This is a genomic window from Photobacterium nomapromontoriensis, assembly GCF_050336815.1.
Lineage (GTDB): Bacteria > Pseudomonadota > Gammaproteobacteria > Enterobacterales > Vibrionaceae > Photobacterium > Photobacterium nomapromontoriensis.
In genome coordinates, this window is record NZ_JAKJSL010000017.1 from 223,857 (window position 1) to 241,927 (window position 18,071).

General features: G+C 44.9%; 15 protein-coding genes. 7 read left to right on the forward strand and 8 right to left on the reverse strand.

Annotated elements, in window-relative coordinates:
* Window positions 1–3: 3 nt before the first annotated feature.
* Window positions 4–1,218 carry a sugar metabolism global transcriptional regulator Mlc gene (gene mlc, locus L4D12_RS04130; protein ID WP_428446552.1) on the reverse strand — a complete coding sequence of 405 codons (1,215 nt, stop codon included), beginning with the start codon at window positions 1,216–1,218 and terminating at the stop codon, window positions 4–6.
* Window positions 1,219–1,488: 270 nt separating this feature from the next.
* Here mlc and queE point away from each other — a divergent pair, with 270 nt between their 5' ends.
* From queE to asnS, 3 genes are all read left to right on the forward strand, one after another.
* Window positions 1,489–2,157, forward strand: coding sequence for a 7-carboxy-7-deazaguanine synthase QueE (gene queE / locus L4D12_RS04135; RefSeq protein ID WP_428446553.1), 669 nt, complete (start codon window positions 1,489–1,491; stop codon window positions 2,155–2,157).
* A gap of 241 nt (window positions 2,158–2,398) precedes the next feature.
* Window positions 2,399–5,191, forward strand: a complete 2,793-nt coding sequence (locus L4D12_RS04140) for a hydrogenase expression protein HypA (protein WP_428446554.1) — start codon at window positions 2,399–2,401, stop codon at window positions 5,189–5,191.
* 196 nt (window positions 5,192–5,387) lie between these two features.
* A complete protein-coding gene (gene asnS / locus L4D12_RS04145) occupies window positions 5,388–6,788 on the forward strand; it encodes an asparagine--tRNA ligase (RefSeq protein WP_428446555.1) in 1,401 nt (466 codons plus the stop codon).
* 75 nt (window positions 6,789–6,863) lie between these two features.
* On the opposite strand, the gene L4D12_RS04150 is transcribed toward asnS, so the two are convergent.
* The gene (locus tag L4D12_RS04150; protein WP_428446556.1) at window positions 6,864–7,334 is read right to left on the reverse strand and encodes a YehS family protein; all 471 of its coding nucleotides are present in this window, start codon (window positions 7,332–7,334) and stop codon (window positions 6,864–6,866) included.
* Between the two features lie 151 nt (window positions 7,335–7,485).
* Between L4D12_RS04150 and L4D12_RS04155 the strand changes: the two genes are divergently transcribed.
* The 3 genes from L4D12_RS04155 to L4D12_RS04165 all read left to right on the forward strand — a co-directional run bounded on the left by L4D12_RS04155 (window position 7,486) and on the right by L4D12_RS04165 (window position 10,386).
* Window positions 7,486–7,704 (forward strand): VF530 family protein, encoded by a 219-nt coding sequence (locus tag L4D12_RS04155; protein WP_428446557.1) that lies wholly within the window; start codon window positions 7,486–7,488, stop codon window positions 7,702–7,704.
* 166 nt (window positions 7,705–7,870) lie between these two features.
* Entirely contained in the window at window positions 7,871–8,755 is an 885-nt protein-coding gene (locus tag L4D12_RS04160; protein WP_428446558.1) for a glycosyltransferase, read from the forward strand.
* A 440-nt stretch (window positions 8,756–9,195) separates the two neighbouring features.
* The gene (locus tag L4D12_RS04165; protein ID WP_428446559.1) at window positions 9,196–10,386 is read left to right on the forward strand and encodes an amino acid aminotransferase; all 1,191 of its coding nucleotides are present in this window, start codon (window positions 9,196–9,198) and stop codon (window positions 10,384–10,386) included.
* A gap of 94 nt (window positions 10,387–10,480) precedes the next feature.
* Here the strand turns inward: L4D12_RS04165 and L4D12_RS04170 are convergent, their stop codons facing one another.
* Together L4D12_RS04170 and L4D12_RS04175 are read right to left on the reverse strand one after the other, a co-directional pair.
* Window positions 10,481–10,786: a hypothetical protein gene (locus L4D12_RS04170; RefSeq protein WP_428446560.1), complete on the reverse strand. Its 306-nt coding sequence runs from the start codon at window positions 10,784–10,786 to the stop codon at window positions 10,481–10,483.
* Window positions 10,787–11,131: 345 nt separating this feature from the next.
* Window positions 11,132–11,542 carry a MarR family transcriptional regulator gene (locus L4D12_RS04175; protein ID WP_428446561.1) on the reverse strand — a complete coding sequence of 137 codons (411 nt, stop codon included), beginning with the start codon at window positions 11,540–11,542 and terminating at the stop codon, window positions 11,132–11,134.
* 408 nt (window positions 11,543–11,950) lie between these two features.
* Between L4D12_RS04175 and L4D12_RS04180 the strand changes: the two genes are divergently transcribed.
* The gene (locus tag L4D12_RS04180) at window positions 11,951–12,631 is read left to right on the forward strand and encodes a DUF2982 domain-containing protein (protein ID WP_428446562.1); all 681 of its coding nucleotides are present in this window, start codon (window positions 11,951–11,953) and stop codon (window positions 12,629–12,631) included.
* On the opposite strand, the gene L4D12_RS04185 is transcribed toward L4D12_RS04180, so the two are convergent.
* The 4 genes from L4D12_RS04185 to uhpT all read right to left on the reverse strand — a co-directional run bounded on the left by L4D12_RS04185 (window position 12,610) and on the right by uhpT (window position 17,711).
* Complete coding sequence (locus L4D12_RS04185; RefSeq protein ID WP_428446574.1) at window positions 12,610–13,959, reverse strand: MFS transporter; 1,350 nt, start codon at window positions 13,957–13,959, stop codon at window positions 12,610–12,612. The genes L4D12_RS04180 and L4D12_RS04185 overlap by 22 nt on opposite strands.
* Before the next feature lie 19 nt (window positions 13,960–13,978).
* On the reverse strand, window positions 13,979–15,505 hold the full coding sequence (gene uhpB, locus L4D12_RS04190; RefSeq protein ID WP_428446563.1) for a signal transduction histidine-protein kinase/phosphatase UhpB: 1,527 nt from the start codon (window positions 15,503–15,505) through the stop codon (window positions 13,979–13,981).
* The gene (gene uhpA / locus L4D12_RS04195; RefSeq protein ID WP_428446564.1) at window positions 15,505–16,113 is read right to left on the reverse strand and encodes a response regulator transcription factor UhpA; all 609 of its coding nucleotides are present in this window, start codon (window positions 16,111–16,113) and stop codon (window positions 15,505–15,507) included. The genes uhpB and uhpA overlap by 1 nt, the downstream gene beginning before the upstream one ends.
* 197 nt (window positions 16,114–16,310) lie before the next feature.
* Window positions 16,311–17,711 carry a hexose-6-phosphate:phosphate antiporter UhpT gene (gene uhpT / locus L4D12_RS04200; protein WP_428446565.1) on the reverse strand — a complete coding sequence of 467 codons (1,401 nt, stop codon included), beginning with the start codon at window positions 17,709–17,711 and terminating at the stop codon, window positions 16,311–16,313.
* Window positions 17,712–18,071: the final 360 nt, after the last annotated feature.

Genomic DNA, 18,071 nt, shown 5'->3' on the forward strand with positions numbered 1-18,071 from the left:
AAACTACCCTTCTATCAACTTCATTAACAAATGGCCATCATACATAGCCTGTTTAATCATCGCAGCCCCAGGCATAGTCGCTTGAGTGTAGAAACAACTTTCATCAATAACCAAATCTTGATTATAAACGGGTAGTGATTGTGTGCGGATACAATCCATAATCGCTGGATATAAGATATCTTTTGCGCGATTAAATTCACCACCTATCAGTATTTTTTCTGGATTAAATAAATTAACCATAATGGCAATAGCCTGGCCTAAATTATGACCTAACTCCACAATCACCTGTTTAGCGAGTGTGTCACTGGCCACCGCAGCATCACAAATTTTCTCAATAGTGAGTTCTTGGCCTGTGAGTACCGATGGATGACCCTCTTGTAAACGCTGTTCAACCTGCTCAATGATCGACTTAAGGCTTGCCACTGTTTCTAAACAGCCATGGTTGCCACAAAAGCAGCGCTTACCATAAGGCTTAATTTGAATATGCCCCAACTCACCCACATTGCCGATCCGCCCCTGCAAAACAACATTATCAAGTACGATACCAGCCCCAACCCCATGATGTATTGACACCAAAATAGAATTGGAAACATCTTGAGAGTTACCAAAAAGCTTCTCTGCCAGTGCCCATGAACGCGTATCATTACCTACAAAAACAGACAACCCCGTTGCCTCACTGATCGCAGGGCCTAACTCAAGATGATGCACATCATAATGTGGCATTTGTAGTACCACTCCCGTTTTGGCATTAACCAGTCCCGGCAGCGACACGGCAATCGCGGTAATACGATCTAATTCACCAACATGATTAGCAAAAAAGGTCTGAATCTCCCCAATCAGTTTTCGTAACACCTCTTCTTGCTGTAACACATCAATATCTTGTCGCTCTTCAACAACGATATCTCCCCCTAGCTCATGCAATGCAATTGTCATGTAACCACGACCTAATCGGATAGACATAAACTGCCACCCTTCATTGGCGGGGACTAAGCCAACAGCGGGTCTTCCACGGCTAGATGTCTCTTGGATATCCGTTTCTTTTATGATGTGTGCGTCGATGAGTTCTCGGGTGATTTTAGTGATACTGGCAGGGGCCAGTTGGCTACGCCTAGATAATTCAATACGTGATATTGGGCCATATAAATCAATTAGCTTGTAGACGCTGCCGGCATTGTTTCTTTTGATATGGTCGATATGACCAGGCTGAGCGACATACATGCCTATACTCCCGTTAATTTAGCCAATAAAAATTGCATTTTTAATTTTTTTACTTTGCGAAGTAATTGTGAAGTTGATTATTCGTAGGACGTGACAGGCATCACGAGGTTTCATGTAATTTTGAAGAAAAGCAGCTCCAACTCTCATTTTTCGGTTTCTTTTCTGGCCGTTTTTTTATTCATAAAATTTATCGTTTGCAAGACACCATGATGCATTTTTGCGATAATGTTTGGCTGCAAAAATCATGTTCAACTCACCACGAGGTTAGCGGTGTACAAAATCAATGAAGTCTTTGAAACAATCCAAGGGGAAGGTACTTTCACAGGAGTACCGGCTATTTTTGTCCGGCTTCAAGTATGCCCGGTGGGCTGTTCATGGTGTGATACCAAGCAAACCTGGAATGCTGAGCCACAAGATCACGTGTCGATTAACGACGTGATGGCAAAAACAGCCGACTCTCCGCAATGGGCTGAGCTTGACAGTCAAGGCGTTGTCGATCTACTGATTACCCAGCAATATACCGCCAAACACGTCGTTATCACAGGCGGTGAGCCTTGTATCTATGATTTACGCCCACTCACATCAGCCTTAGAAATTGCAGGTTTTCAGTGTCAAATAGAGACCAGTGGTACCTCTGAGGTTCTTGCAACAGAGCAAACATGGGTTACCGTGTCACCAAAAATCAACATGAAAGCGAAATTACCCGTACTGGCTAGTGCGTTAGAAAGAGCTGATGAAATTAAACACCCAGTGGGTACCCAGAAAGACATTGAGCAATTGGATGCCTTGCTAGCGGGTAAACACCTCAAACCCAATGTATGTATTGCACTTCAGCCGATAAGCCAGAAACCACGGGCGACTGAACTTTGTATTACAACCTGCATTCAACGTAATTGGCGTCTGTCTATTCAGACCCACAAATACCTTGCGATTGCTTAAATACTTCAATTCGATCCTCGCTGCACATCCACTCAAGCGGCTGTCTTATTTATAACACAGCCGCCTAATATCCAAGACGCTTCTCCCTTATTAGCATTGAACATTTTTGCTCTATCTATACTCAGCAGTAAAACAAGATCCTCAAGTTAACGCATGATGCTTAATCGATGTATTACATCTGGCAGCGATAACTTGCAGAGACAAATTGTTCAATCCACGTCGTACTCTTTGGGGAAAGTTTATGCGCCGTTATCTGGGATGTTACCTCTTGGCTGCCTGCAGCCTGATCCTTACTGCTTGCGGTGGAGGCAGTGAAGAAGCTACCGCAATTGCTGGACCAGCCGCACCGACATCAACAACATTTACTGTTTCAGTTGATTTACCCGCCACGATGAGATTGGCTCATAAGCCATCTTTTTCACTCATCAGCAAAGCCTATGCTGATGCTCAAAAAAATCTTTCCGAGCATAATTTTGCTGCTGTATGGCTTGATGATAAAGGGAAAATATTCCAATCTATCGATATTACCCGTTGGGAGTCACTGGGTGACGGCAACTATGTCATTGATGCCGGGACCAAAACCAGAATCAATGCGGTACTACTGGTTGATACCTCCGGCGTACCGGAATTTACCCTTGGTGAACCTCTTCCCGAAGGGTTATATATGACCCCGCTGGCTAATGAACGTTTAGCGATCACACTCGAATCATCACTAACCTACTACGCTTTGGCACAACGCATCGTAAAAAATGAAAATTGGGGGGTATTCACTGAAGTATTCGAAAAAGCCCCACGCGGACGCGTTTTGTTTGCTTGGCAAGATATCAACAACATGGCCATTGATATCCGAGATACCCTCTTCCCCAAACTAGGGTTAGAAGGGCTCACGCTAAAAGATCTCATGACTCTGTCTATTGTCCAGTCGATGACAAATGGCCGGGTCGAGCGTTATTTTACTGAAGAATCGGCTGCCATTGCCGACATTCAGGCAATCCTTAACGACGGGTACTGGCAAGTTGGTAGTTACGAGGGAAATAACGGCAACGGCATATTGGCAGACAGTACTCAGTTTGATGGTTCACAAACTCAGGTGACCGAATACCGCTGGGAAAAATCAGACGATGCCGACATCAACCTCAACGAGTTTTTCACTTACCTCAGTAATTCCACAGCCTTTGGCACCGACGATATCACAGTGCAGATACTGACTAACGATGGCTGGACTGGGCTGTTTAGTTACCTGAAAGTCTTACTTGCGACCCCAAAAACGGCACTGTTAACCGATGCGGCACTGATTAAAGAAGATGAAGCTGGCATTACGCTCAACGCTAACGTTTATTCATTGGCAGGCAAGCGAATGCACGATTTCCTTTCCAGCAAGGAAAATCACTATCTCACCCGTTATCTGCAAGATGATGCCAGCTTCACCGAAGGCGCGTCAGGCTTTTATTTCACCTGGCGTCCGGAAAATGAGGCCTATCTATTGTGTGATAACACCAATGATAAAGACACCTGCCGTATTTATCCCATTCTGACACCGGAGGCGGGTTACACAACCTTGGATGAGGTCATCACCCCACTCATTGACGTAGGCCCGGGTATCGAGAGTGTGAACGGTTTCAAGCTCAGTAATAATATTGTGGTTGAACTGATCGACGATGGGCGTTTCACCATTCGCTTCTGGGGCAATATTGCAGATGATGAATGGGTGATCCAAGACTATGGTGTCTGGGCACCAACCAACGTGGCTGGAAAACCAATATTACGATTTGATGTCCCCGATATTATCAAGCAATTAGCTGACGATTACCGGTTCAATAGCCTTAACCTGTTTTTGGTCGAAGACCGTGGTTTCGTCAATATTGGCGAGTCATTACTCGATAACACCGAATATCACTATTCAGGCTTTGATAATGATGCCAAAGAACAGATATTCTCAGCGACCACCCGGGATAACCTTCCTCCATTTGGTGACTGTATTTTCGGCAATACTGATTTTGCCAATGAAAGCCTATTCCTTAATGCAGTCACAGAGTGCGGGGGGGATGAACGTTTATCGAACCAATCTGTTGATGATTTGGTAGACAAAACTCTGGTCCAGATCACGCCAGCAGGTGAAATAACTGCCCATGTTCTCCGTAGTGATAATAGCTGGGACCACTTCCGTCATACTGATGCAGAACCCGGTTCACGAAGCTGGAGCATCACTGATGATGGTTACTTGAAGCTCTTGCCTGACAACACAAACGAAACTGAATTTGATTACTGGGCGCTGGCTAACCGAGATTATGCGCAGCGACTACTGGCCTTTAAACGCTACAGTAATACCAGTGGCGGCGCTGAAATATCAAATATCATGACACGCGAATACGCCAGTAATACCCTCAGTGCTTGCATTGATAATGACTCGGGCTGGAATCAATCGACAACGCGTCCAGTAACCAAAAAAACGTTATCGGCCTATCAAGATCAAACTCAGCAGTGTAAGCAAATTTGGTTTGGACGTGACCCTATTTTTACCGAGACCTTGCTGATCGGGCAGACCGGCAACCTTTCCGATGACAAAGCTCTCACCTTCGCCAACGATTCATCACGCTACCTTAAGCTTAGTGATAACTTTTCTGGCGAGTATTTTCTGGGTCATTATGTCGACTCCGATGGCTGTGGCTTTAATATTGAGATCCGCTGGAAACTCGAAGACGATGGCACACTCTACTACGAAGCCCTTGATGGCAGCATGAATGAGCGGATCCAGCTAACCGATACCGATGGCCGCAAGCTTGCGATAAAGGCATTTAATCAGCAATCACGCTGGGTTACCGATGAAACAGCCCCCTTTGCCAGTGACGAAGGAGAAATGAGGAGTGATATCGTTACTCTCATCCGTGCCAGTGAGGTACCGAATGTTATTCCTGTTGAACCTCCAGCGCCGACACCACCAGACGAAGGTGAAACCCCACCCGCAGAGGAAGAGCCAGCAGGCCCGCCTGCGGGGACCGTCCTTAACGACGGTCAAATCTGTGCCTTCTTGTAAAGGCTACCACGTTAGGATGATTATTGACCATTAGCCATACAATTTACGTAAATAGTGCATCAATTTCGCCATTCAGGTAATAACAAGGCTTGATGCTGGACGTAAGAAAGGTAATATGGGTCTTTGGACTGTGTCTAAGGGTATTTAGCCCCCATTGAACACAAATGAAAGTGCCTTTACGGAGAATAATTTACACATGACTTACGCGCCTGTAACAGACGTACTTAGCGGTAAGCTAGCGGTTGACAGTGAAGTTACTGTTCGCGGCTGGATTCGCTCACGTCGTGATTCCAAAGCTGGGATCTCTTTCCTTGCCATTTATGACGGCTCTTGTTTCGACCCGATTCAGGCCGTGGTCCCTAATGAGTTAAATAATTACCAGGAAGAAGTACTAAAACTGACCACTGGTTGCTCTGTTGAGGTAACTGGCAAAATCGTCGCGTCACCAGCGAAAGGCCAAGACTTTGAACTGGCGGCAACTGACGTTAAAGTTGTTGGTTGGGTTGAAGATCCTGATACGTACCCAATGGCAAAAACTCGCCACTCAATTGAGTACCTTCGTGAAGTTGCACACCTACGACCTCGTACCAATGTGATTGGTGCTGTTGCTCGCGTTCGTAACTGCCTGTCTCAAGCTATTCACCGCTTCTACCACGAGCAGGGCTTCTTCTGGATGTCAGCGCCACTGATCACAGCATCTGACTGTGAAGGTGCAGGTGAAATGTTCCGCGTATCAACACTTGATATGGTGAACACACCAATGACTGACGCGGGTGAAGTTGACTTCGATAAAGACTTCTTCGGTAAAGAAACCTTCCTGACGGTTTCTGGCCAGTTAAACGCTGAAGCCTATGCCTGTGCACTGAGCAAAGTATACACATTCGGCCCAACATTCCGTGCTGAAAACTCGAACACCAGCCGTCACTTGGCTGAATTCTGGATGGTTGAACCTGAAGTTGCTTTTGCTGAACTTGATGATGTTGCTAAGCTTGCTGAAGATATGCTGAAGTACGTCTTCAAAGCGGTACTTGAAGAGCGTCGTGATGATCTTGAATTCTTTGCTGAGCGTATCAACAAAGATGCCATTACACGTCTAGAGCAGTTTGTAACCTCTGACTTTGCACAAGTTGACTATACCGATGCTATTCAGATCCTAAAAGATTCTGGCCGTGAGTTTGAGTTTGATGTTGAGTGGGGCATTGATATGTCTTCTGAGCACGAGCGCTACCTTGCAGAAGAGCACTTTAAAGCACCGGTTGTTGTTAAAAACTACCCGAAAGACATCAAAGCGTTCTACATGCGTATGAACGAAGACGGTAAGACTGTTGCTGCGATGGATGTTCTTGCACCGGGCATTGGTGAAATCATCGGTGGTTCACAGCGTGAAGAGCGTCTGGACCTACTAGACAAGCGTATGGTAGAAATGGGTATCAACCCTGAGCACATGAACTGGTACCGCGATCTTCGTCGCTACGGTTCTGTTCCACACGCAGGTTTTGGCCTGGGCTTTGAGCGTCTAGTGACTTACGTAACAGGTATGGCCAACATCCGTGATGTGATCCCATTCCCACGTGCACCACGTTCAGCTAACTTCTAATTAGCAGTATCGTACCCAACAAAAAGGCTACCCAAGGGTAGCCTTTTTTATTTCACCACGATAATGATCTGCTATTTACTGATCTTGTGGGCGAAAACGATTTTGGATGCCTAGAAGGAAGTTTCTTAAAATCTGGTCCTTACATTCACGGTAGTGCTTATTGTCTGGTTTACGAGAGAATGCACTCAGTTCGTGACTACTCATATTGAAATCAACTGACTTGAGCACATCAAGTACATCCTCAGCTTTAAAGTTCAATGCAATACGCAGCTTCATGAAAATCATGTTGTTGGTTAAACGAGATTCAGGCTCAGGTTGTGGACCCTCTTTCTTACCGCGTTTGGTATTAATCAAACCATTAAGAAAAATGGCAAGCTCACGATCAGAGCATTTTGTAATAAATGCCGCATCCTCATCTTTCTTCAACCAATCGCAAACTTGCTCTCGTGTTACCTCATAGTCAGCAGCAGCAAAAATACCTACCATTTCTGAATCGTTGAAATCAAAGGTATAGCGAATGCGTCGCAAGATGTCGTTGTTGAGCACAGTAAATCCTAGTAAAAAAAGCAGCGTTGTCGGAATGACATACCGCGAAGTTGTCCCTTATTTTATCAGATATCTCGGCTATTAGTTACAAACTGCAATTTAAAGCTGCTATAGTGCTTACTTATCCAAAACACACGATGAAACAAAATACATGAATACGCAAACCAACAACCCGCTGCACGGTGTGACACTCCAAACCCTACTCGGCGAGCTCGTTGATCATTACGGTTGGGAGGAGCTTGGGCAAATCGTCAAAATCCGTTGTTTCAACAGTGACCCTAGCATTAAATCCAGTCTCAAGTTTCTTCGTCGTACCGAATGGGCCAGAAAAGAAGTTGAACAGCTGTACCTAGATACATTCTTTATTTAATTCTGCTCTTCATCAGATAAAGTACACAATTCAACCTCTGAGACTGTGTACTTATTTTGTCTGTTGTCTCTCTGTCTTCTATTCTTTCATCGAATATGTGGTTGATTTTCTAATATAAGCTATCTTTATCATTAACTGTCGTTTAAAGATCTGAAATGGATGTCGAATGTCACTAAATATCCAAATCTGCATTTTTGCTTATAATTTAGCACCCACTATAGAGAAGACAATTACCAACCTCGTTGAGAGCTGTGCTGAATACACACCAGATATTTACGTCATGATAAATGGGTGTCGGGATAACACCTTATCCAACGTCTCAAAACTGGCAGGAAAACATCCTAATATTCATCCGATTAATATTGAATTAGGAGACAAAGCCAATGCATGGAATACCTTTATTTATCAATATTTTTATCCATCTTCATTAGCAATTTTTGTTGATGGTGATCTGTGTTTTGAAAATAATGCCATAAAAAACCTTATAGACTACTACCTCAATAATCCTCAATTCAGTGCAGTATCTAGCTTCCCATACTTGCAAGGTAGAAGCAGCCGCCAGTGGCGACATGACTTGCTCAGTAAACATCAATTTACTGGTAATTTATATTTACTCTCACCACGATTCATCCATAAAATCATTGAAAAAAATGTAAAACTGCCTGTAGGGCTAATCGGTGACGACAGCATGTTAGGCTACCTTTCTGCGACTGATCTTTGCAGTGGTACTGATTTGCCAAAGCAGCGTATTGGTGTTTGTACCAATGCCGTCTTTATCTATGACTCGTTAAATCCATTTAGCTGGCAGGATTGTAAACTATATCTACGCCGAAGATTGCGCTATTCCCTCCGTTACTTCCAGCAACGCTCCATCGTCAAGCAACTCAAGCGAGATGGTATTCAAGTCATGCCAGATCTCGCCATTGAAGCAACTACCATCCCTTTTAATCAGATTCGCTGGCTCAGTAGTAACCTCATTTTTGATGTGCTCACAAAAATTGCTAACGATTGGCACCATGCGAACGTTAAACGCAGTAAGAGACAACAGTAACACCTTAGAGAACCCACTTAACTGCACTTACTATTTTTCAAAGCACAACTGCATTATTGGTCCATTTTGTCATGTATACCCTGTAGCTTGCTTTAAAAGGGCATTTTTACCGTATTCCCCCCTTCGACTCGGCCTGTTTAGCACATTTAATTGTATTATGATCATTAGCATGAGTAGGATAATACTCTAACTATGCTCGTTGAAATGCACATCATTTCGTACAAAAAAACGCACACCACGATGAGTTTTATGTCGTAATTTTATTGCACTCAATTGTGATGGTTTTTTAATCAAAACAGTAAATAGTGCCTCATGCCTGTAATAATTAAGCGTTATCCATTTTTCTCTGTTGTAATTGTTACAACTTCTTGTCAATTGCAACCATTAGGAGGTATAAAGAATATATTAACCGTTTATTTTTACCCGCATGGATGATGACAATGTTTGAGAAAATTACTGCCGCACCCGCTGACCCAATTCTTGGCCTTACGGATGAGTTCAAGAGTGATACCCGCCCAGAAAAAATCAACTTGGGCGTGGGTATCTATAAAAATGAGTCAGGAAATACTCCAGTATTGGCGACGGTTAAAAAAGCCGAAGCTTTTCTACTGGAAAATGAGACCACAAAATCCTACTTAAGCATTTCTGGTACCATCGAATACGGCCTTGCCGTACAGCAGCTTCTATTCGGGGCTGACTCTCCGCTCATTTCTTCTCAGCGAGCACAAACTGCTCAAGCACCTGGTGGTACAGGCGCACTTCGACTGGCCGCTGAGTTCATCAAGCGCCAGATCGGTGATGTAAAAGTGTGGATCAGTAATCCGACCTGGGCAAACCACAACGGTGTATTCGCTGCTGCTGGCCTTGAAACCGCACAGTATAGCTACTACAACGCTGAAACTAAGAATATGGACTTCGAGGCCGCATTAGCTGATCTCGCTAATGCCAACGCGGGCGATATCGTACTGCTACATGGCTGCTGCCATAACCCAACAGGGATTGACCCAGATGCATCTCAATGGCAAGTACTGGCTGATCTGTGCGTCGAGAAGCAATTGCTACCAATGTTCGATTTTGCTTATCAGGGCTTTGCCAAAGGTGTTGATGAAGATGCTCAAGGCTTACGTATCTTCGCAGATAAATGCCAAGAGCTTCTTATTGCAAGCTCTTTCTCGAAAAACTTCGGTCTATACAATGAGCGAGTTGGTGCGTTTACCTTAGTGGCGAACAATAAAGAGCAAGCGGTTACCGCATTCAGTCAAGTGAAAAGCATTGCCCGAGTAATCTACTCGAATCCACCAGCTCACGGTGCGGCAATTGTCACCACGATCCTGAACGATGCAGCACTGCGTACCGAATGGGAACAAGAAGTCACTGATATGCGCGATCGCATTCAGGAAATGCGTACTCTGTTTGTACAGACGCTGAAAGACTTAGGGGTTGAAGCTGACTTTAGCTTTATTGAAAATCAGAACGGGATGTTCTCATTCTCAGGATTAAGCAAAGAGCAAGTAAACCGACTAAAAGATGAATTTGCCATTTATATTGTAGGTTCAGGGCGAATCAGCGTGGCGGGTATGACTAAATCAAACATGCTGCCATTGTGTAAAGGTATCGCTGCGGTTCTATAATAAACCAAGCCCACCTCTCGCAAACACGTCAACGGGCGCCTAAGGCGTCCGTTTTCGTTCAGATTGAACGCATCATATTAAACCAACGTATTATTCATCCAGATTTATCGAGGGGTAGCACATTACAAAATAAATCCCTCTCGTATTGATGCTCAAGCTGCTCCCGCCAAGGATTCTGCGATACAGGCACCAGATAGAACATTTCTCTACTTGTATCCGTAACAAATGCCATACCATGCTGCATCAGCTCATAATGAATGTCATGAACAAACCCTAATGAAAAACTTTGTCGACCAGTCAACTGATTGATGTCGTTTCGTGTCAAGCAGACACCCCGCTCTTCGTCTGCAAAGCGATTACGCAACCAATCAGAAAACTCCCTAGCACTTATCATTGTCATAAACTCGCCTCCGCGTAACTGCATCCCAGCAAAATTACATGTTAAGAATGAGTACTGAGTCCGTTAATAATAAGTTATAGCAGAGATGAGACATAACGACAGCCAGAAAACGTAATGACAACATTAACTAACAATTTGACGCAGGTTTGAGACAGGTTAAATATTAGGTATCAGTGTTGAGTGAAATAGACTCAAAAGAGGAAATACATAGAGGACAAGATGAAATAACACTCAGAGAGGTTATACCCGCCCCTGCACTAAACAGGAACGGGTCTGGCGACAATAACGCAAGTTTATCGATGGTTAACCTAACACGAAGTCAGATATAGCCAATATAACTTGGTCTTAAAGCGCTTTGTATAGCACTTTATTGCCCGCCAGTTGGATGCGCTCAACCAAGCCTTCTTCAGCCAGCTTCTTCAGCGCACCAGTGGCCCATGAAGCGGCTTTCGCATCTTCTTGACCAGCCTGAAGACCAATACCTTTCGGATTGATGCCTTCAGCATTATTCATAACAATATCCAGCACTTGCTGTTGTTTAGGTGTCAAAGCCACTGTAGACGCAACTGATGCGGCTACTTCAACTGGCTTTGCCTCTTTAGCAACAGGTTTCACCGCTGGAGCAGCTTTTACTGTTTCTGCCGTTGGTGCTTTTTTCACAGCAGGTTTAGCAACTGCTGGTTTTGCTTCAACCACAAGGCCTTTTAGGCGTTTCTGAAGCTTCTGCTGAACTTTACGTTTGTGAGAGATTCTCATTAAATTTCCTACTCCGTTGCACTACTCTCAGTCACCACCATCTATCGAGGCAACCTGTGGGTTTACCCGATACTTCCAGCGGGAAAAAGTAAGCGCGTGTTATACCAAGGATGTCAGAGGATTGCCAGCAAACGGTTATTTTAGCCGCAACAAAAGACGATTTTACTCAAAAATGAGGGGGAAACTCTCATTTCTTACTGTTCCGTGATCAGATAATGTCCCGAAAAAAGATGATATTAACTCACTCTGGGGATAATTTTCTGTATCAGCAACAAACCACTGGATAAATTATCATATGCAAATAAACACTTTCATGACTTATATTTAACGTAGCACGCTAAGAAGAACGGCTAAATCCAGCAACATGAACCATAATTAGTGTTAGCCACCGATATTTGGATGACCCTGATGAATAACGAAGTAAAAACTCGTTATATCAAACCTGCTATTGCTCCCTATTTTAGCCATTATTACATCGGTGGGTTAGTAGGTATCACCATCGCTCTGCTACTTGGCCTGTTATTTCCTGTCATCTCTATCCCCGCCGTCGCTACCATGCTTATTGGTGCCTGTATGATGCTTCTTGTGGGCTATCGATACCATCATGGCCCTGAACTCACCTTTACTCTGACGTTTATGCATATTCAATTTCATTGCCAACATGGCGGATGGGTTGCTCGATGGAAAAACATCGACAAAATTGGTCAGGCTGAGATCGGCGTTGACGGCTGGTATCAACCCATCCCCTGGGTCGGGATCCGCCTCAAAGAATACGAAGAGTTTATCGAAGCCATTTGTCCCCGCGTTGCTAGCAAGCTACTTATTGAGCAGCGAGTCTTGCTGATAATGGCTCATAAAAGCCAGAGGGCAGAGTTTAACCAGCAGATTGAAAATATTTTATTCGACGATAAGCCATTTGTAACCACCTCTGGTCGACGGCTCAAAGGACTACAGGCCATGCTGGCTAATCGAATGCGCTACAATCGCCAATTCCTTGGTTATGACTTCTTCATTTCAGAAGATTTAATGGATCGCCCGGCAGCAGATTTTGCCGGGCTAACACGCCATTATCTCGCCGCGTCATCATAACCCGCGTTTCGTCTCATGACAGGGGTCGCTTGAGCCTTAAGGAAAGGTAATAGCAACAGACCGACAATCCCAGCAGCAGCTGATATTACAGTAAAAAATCCAGTCCAATGGAACTGCTCAACAACTAAAGCCAGCGGGTAACCAGCCATCGCAGCCCCCATATAAGCAAACAACCCAACAAAACCCGTTGCGGCTCCTGCCGAATCCTTATGTGAACATTCCGCGGCAGCCATACCGATAAGCATCTGCGGACCAAATACAAAAAATCCGACTGAAAAAAAACAGCCTCCCAGCAGAACCGCATTATTAACGGGCATCAGCCAAAGAGCAGAAACCGAAAGGAAAATACCAATCGCAAAAATTAGGTTCATCGGGCCACGGTTACCACCAAACAACCTATCCGATCCCCATCCCGCAACTAAGGAGCCAACAAAGCCACCTACTTCAAACAGTGAGAGTGCGAGATTTGCCTGGAGCAAGCTATAACCTTTTTGTTCACTCAAATAGAGGTTACCCCAATCATTTATCGCCGTGCGGACGATGTAAACCAGCACATAGCTAAATGCCAATAACCAAATATATTTATTTCGGAGCACATACTTCTTTAGGATTTCACGGTGACTCAACCCCTGACCTTCTCGTTCTTGGGCCAGCTCCAAGCGATCGTGTCGCCACCGCCCCACTGTCGGTAACCCTAGCGTGACGGGCTTATCACGCAATCGCCAGCACAGAAATATACCAATGACGATAGCAATCGCACCCGGTACGATAAAGCCCAGACGCCAGCTATAGTGAAAGGTCAAATACCCCACCAACAAAGGAATCAATGCGCCGCCAACATTGTGCGCAGTATTCCACAATGACCACCAGCCCCCTCGTTCTGTTCTCGAGTACCAAGTTGTCATCAATTTTGAACAAGGTGGCCAACCCCAGCCCTGAAACCATGCATTAAGCACCCAGAGTCCTATTAACACCCAGAGCGAGTCAGAAAATCCAAACAGGATATTAATAATGCCGGTTGCAATCAGCCCCAGCCCCATGAAATACCGAGGATTTGATCGATCAGAAACCACCCCAGATAAACATTTTGACGCGCCATAAGTAATATAGAACAAAGTCCCCATCATCCCGATGTCTGACTTGTCGAGCCCCAAGTCAACCAACATAGAGGGCATGGCATAATTGAAATTCTTACGGGTAAAATAAAAGACCGCGTAGCCGACATACATGGTAAACATGATATGAAAACGCCAGTAGCGATACCGCGCATCAATGGTGTCAGGATCATTGATTGGCGGAGCCATCTGAGTTGCTGTTAATCGTTGCATCATCGCAATTCTGTCTCTGTCAAATAATTGGTAGTTGAATGAAAATATGTGTTCCTCGTGATTCACCCTGTACCTGACTGGTAATTGAGATAGATCCACCAAGCGCTTCTACCCGCTCCTGCATTCCCTTCAGACCAAACCCTTTACTCGATTTCTGCATGACCTGCTCAGCTTGAAAACCTTGCCCGTCATCATCGATCTGCAAAATCACTGACTCTTTTTCTAATGCAAACACGATATCAAGATGGCTGGCATTCGCATATTTCACCACATTATTGACCGCTTCTTGGCATATTCGATACAAGGTAACACTGAGGGTGTCACTCAATATATCTGGCTGCCAAGCCGTGCACTGCCATTGGATTTGAGCGGAGATTCCCTGCGATTCACACTCAAGATCTCGAATAAGCTGTTCTATCGATGCCACCAGCCCCATATCATCAAGGGACTTTGGTCGCAAACGTGTTAGCAAGCCCTTTGTAGTGTCGTAGATATTCAATGACAACATTTCAATCATTCCCGCACAATTGGCACCCACCGAGCTCATTTCGACGCGTTGGATGATTGATGCCTGAGTACGGATCGCGGTGATATTCTGGCCAATTTCATCATGCAGCTCGCGGGCGATTTCTCGTCTGACCGACTCTTCTGCTCTGATCAACTGTCGCGACAAACTATGATTGCGGCTCAATTGCAGCCGTAACTGCTGATTCAGTTCACGTTGGCGTTGGATCCCCATTCCTAACAATATCCCTGTCAGACTTTGCGCCGACAGTGATAATAGCAAATCGGTAATTTCCAAATCATTGCCCGTTCCTCGCCCCGCAATCAATGCAACACTGTTTAACAATGTGCCCAACAGCGCCCCTTGCCAGCCATAGCGAAAGGCCAGCAATATAATTGGGATCGCCAGACAGAACGGTGCAAAACGGCGCATCCCCTCTGGTAAGCCAAGCTGCAAAGCGATACTCGCAATAAAAAGCACTGCATAAAGAATAATGTGGCGAACCTGAAACTCCACCGGACGAGAAACCAGATCAACAGTCAGAGGGATCCAGGCTTGCTGAAACAAGTAACTCCAAACAAGATAACAACTCGGCACTAACATCAAACCACCGGTAATGCTAACCAGCAGAACCATTAAGCCATACGCACTGAACCCACCAGATAGACTAAGATTGACGAATGCCAGTACCCCTATCACTGCCCCCATTACACACAATCTACGCAATTGCATACCGTAGTATTGACGATGAGCCAGCCAAAGGATCGGAAAACTCAAAAAACTGGTGAGTAAGGCTGAATTCCACAATGGGTGGCCAACCTGCGAGGCTAATACAACGATCAATCCCCACTCCGCCCCATACAAGGCGATCCAATATTTTTTAGGACAGTGCAAAGCTATCCCCGTTCGCAGAGCGAAGGGGAACAAAAAAACAGCCAGTTCCGGATCAAGCGTAAAATATGACGCAATCACCCATAGACAAAACCAGCCACAAGATATGAGTAACCAGCCACATAAGGACGTTACCGCAAAACGTCGCATCAAAATGTCTCAGTAATAAAGTGTCTGGCCAGCTCTACATTGTTTTTTGCGCCCAACTTGTCCATCGCATTTGCACGGTGGACATGAACAGTCTTATGACTCAGTCCCAACTCAGTTGCGACCCCTTTCACATCGAGACCCGATGCAAGCATTTCACTGACCTGTCGCTCTCGCTTTGTCAATGGTGACAAAGAGGAAGGTACTTTTGCTGTTGTGGCCAGTTTTATGGCGATTTCCGGAGTAAGGTAACATCCCCCCGTTACCGCCGTTCTAACCGCCTGCACCAATTCTTCCGGATTGCAACGCTTACTCAGATATCCTCTCGCCCCCGTTTCCAGAGCCTTTTCCACAACCGAAGCTGAATCATGTACACTGAGCATAATACAAGCAATACCTTCCGGTAAGTCAGCCAGCAGTGATAAACCGCTTTCATCCGGCATCGATATATCGAGAATACAAACATTCGCCTGACAGCCAGGCAAGCCAAGACGGGCTTCTTTAGCCGAACCAAACTCTCCCACCACCTCAATATCGGCTTCCAATGCTAACAACTGGGCAAAACCAGAACGAACGATAATGTGATCATCGACCAAGGCTACTTTGATCATATTCTTATCACCATACCAAAAAAGAGGCCTAAACTACCCGCAACGTCCGCATGAAACAAGACTGAAATATAATTAGTCATTATCTATACGATTCAACAACGTCACAATTTAGCGTCCAACATACCCACAGATACAAAAAAACTGCCCGTAGGCAGCTTTTTATTTCATGACGTTACTCGTCTAACGCATTGCTTTGATTACGCAGTTTCCAACATACTCTCTTGCTGCAGACGTTTTTCACGACGAATTTTCTTCTCTTCTGCCACGGCAACAAACAGCAACAACACAATACAGACAACCGCTGAAGTATCCAACGCGGCAAACGTACCTTTCCACCCCGTCAAACCAAAGATAGGTGTACCATCAGCAATCATCCCCAAACCCAGCTTGGCAAAACTGTCACCAATCAAGTAGGCAAACGTGCCTTTTATACCATCTGCGACACTGATCGCTTTCTTTGGTACAAAACCAACTGCTGCAACACCAATCAACAATTGTGGACCAAAGACGAGGAAACCAAGTATAAACAATGCGCCCAGATACATGTATTCATTCGTCGCATGCTGATAAAACTCAAGACCAAAAATAATCAACACCAATGAAACACAAGCAACCAATGCCCGACGACCATTAGCCAAGTCAGACAAATAGCCCCACATTAGCGTCCCCACCAAAGCGCCCACTTCAAACAAAGTAAAGCCTGAAATCGCGATTTCTTTTGATAAACCTAACTCTTGATATGCATAAACGGTTGACCACTGATCAATACCGATACGTACGATATACAAGAAGATATTAGCAAAACACAATAGCCAGATGATCTTGTTCTTCAGTACATATTCCATGAAGATTTCGCGCTTAGTCATCTGGTTTTCTTCAGCGTTGCTATCTTCTTCGCTGATTTCTTCATTAAACAGCTCTTCAGCCGTACCAAGACCATAGGCTTCTGGTGAATCGCTACCAAATCGCAGGCCAATAAAGCCGACAACCAATGCAATGATAGACGGGAAAATAAACATACCAATGACATGGCCATCAAACAGATAATTGGCACCAAATAACGCCACACCAGCGGCGCCTGCACCCCCCACGTTATGTGACATATTCCACAAACCAAGGTAGCTACCGCGTTTATTGCGAGGCGTCCATTTAGTAATAGTCGAATAACTTGAAGGGCCACCTGTACTCTGGAAAAAACCGCTCAGACCATAAAATGCGATCATCAAGAACAGACTGACACTGCCGCCCCCCATGCTGAAGCTAAAACCTAACATCGCAAGACCAGAAAGAATCAACATGAAAGGAAGAAATTGTTTAGTGTTCTTTCCGTCTGCGTAATAGGACACGACGGTTTTACCGATACCGTACGTAATGGAGAAGCCCAAACCAATCAAACCCAGTTCTGTCATCGACAGACCATAGGTCGAAATCATATCGTTTTGTGCAACATTAAAGTTTTTACGGATCAAATACATGGCCATGTAGCCAATAAATACAACCAAATACGATTGTATAAACGGCTTAAACCACATTTTACGACGTTCTTCTACAGGCAGATCCAACGTTGGCATTCTCACCTGATCAAGAAGTTTAAACATAGAAATCCCTTAATCATCTCGCGACTCAGCTTGCAGGGTATCCCTGCAGCACACTGGTCATCATCGGTGTCTGATAATTAATGATGAAGACCATTGAAGGAAATTCTAAAGCGATAGAAGCCAGCTGGCTTGAGAACACGCCCTAGGCAAATTAGGAAGTATTCCTAATTCCATTCAGGAGGGCGAAAAAGCGTGAAAGTAGTCACATCGAGTAGGGTGAGGCGTCGCCGCCTCATCCCTCTCACAGAACCGTACGTACGGACCTCGTATACGGCTCATGTACATTTCCATTCAGCGTAAGTGCTGAACACATGCCCTGTCACAACATGTTCAATATTGACTAAACCAAGTTCATTGAAC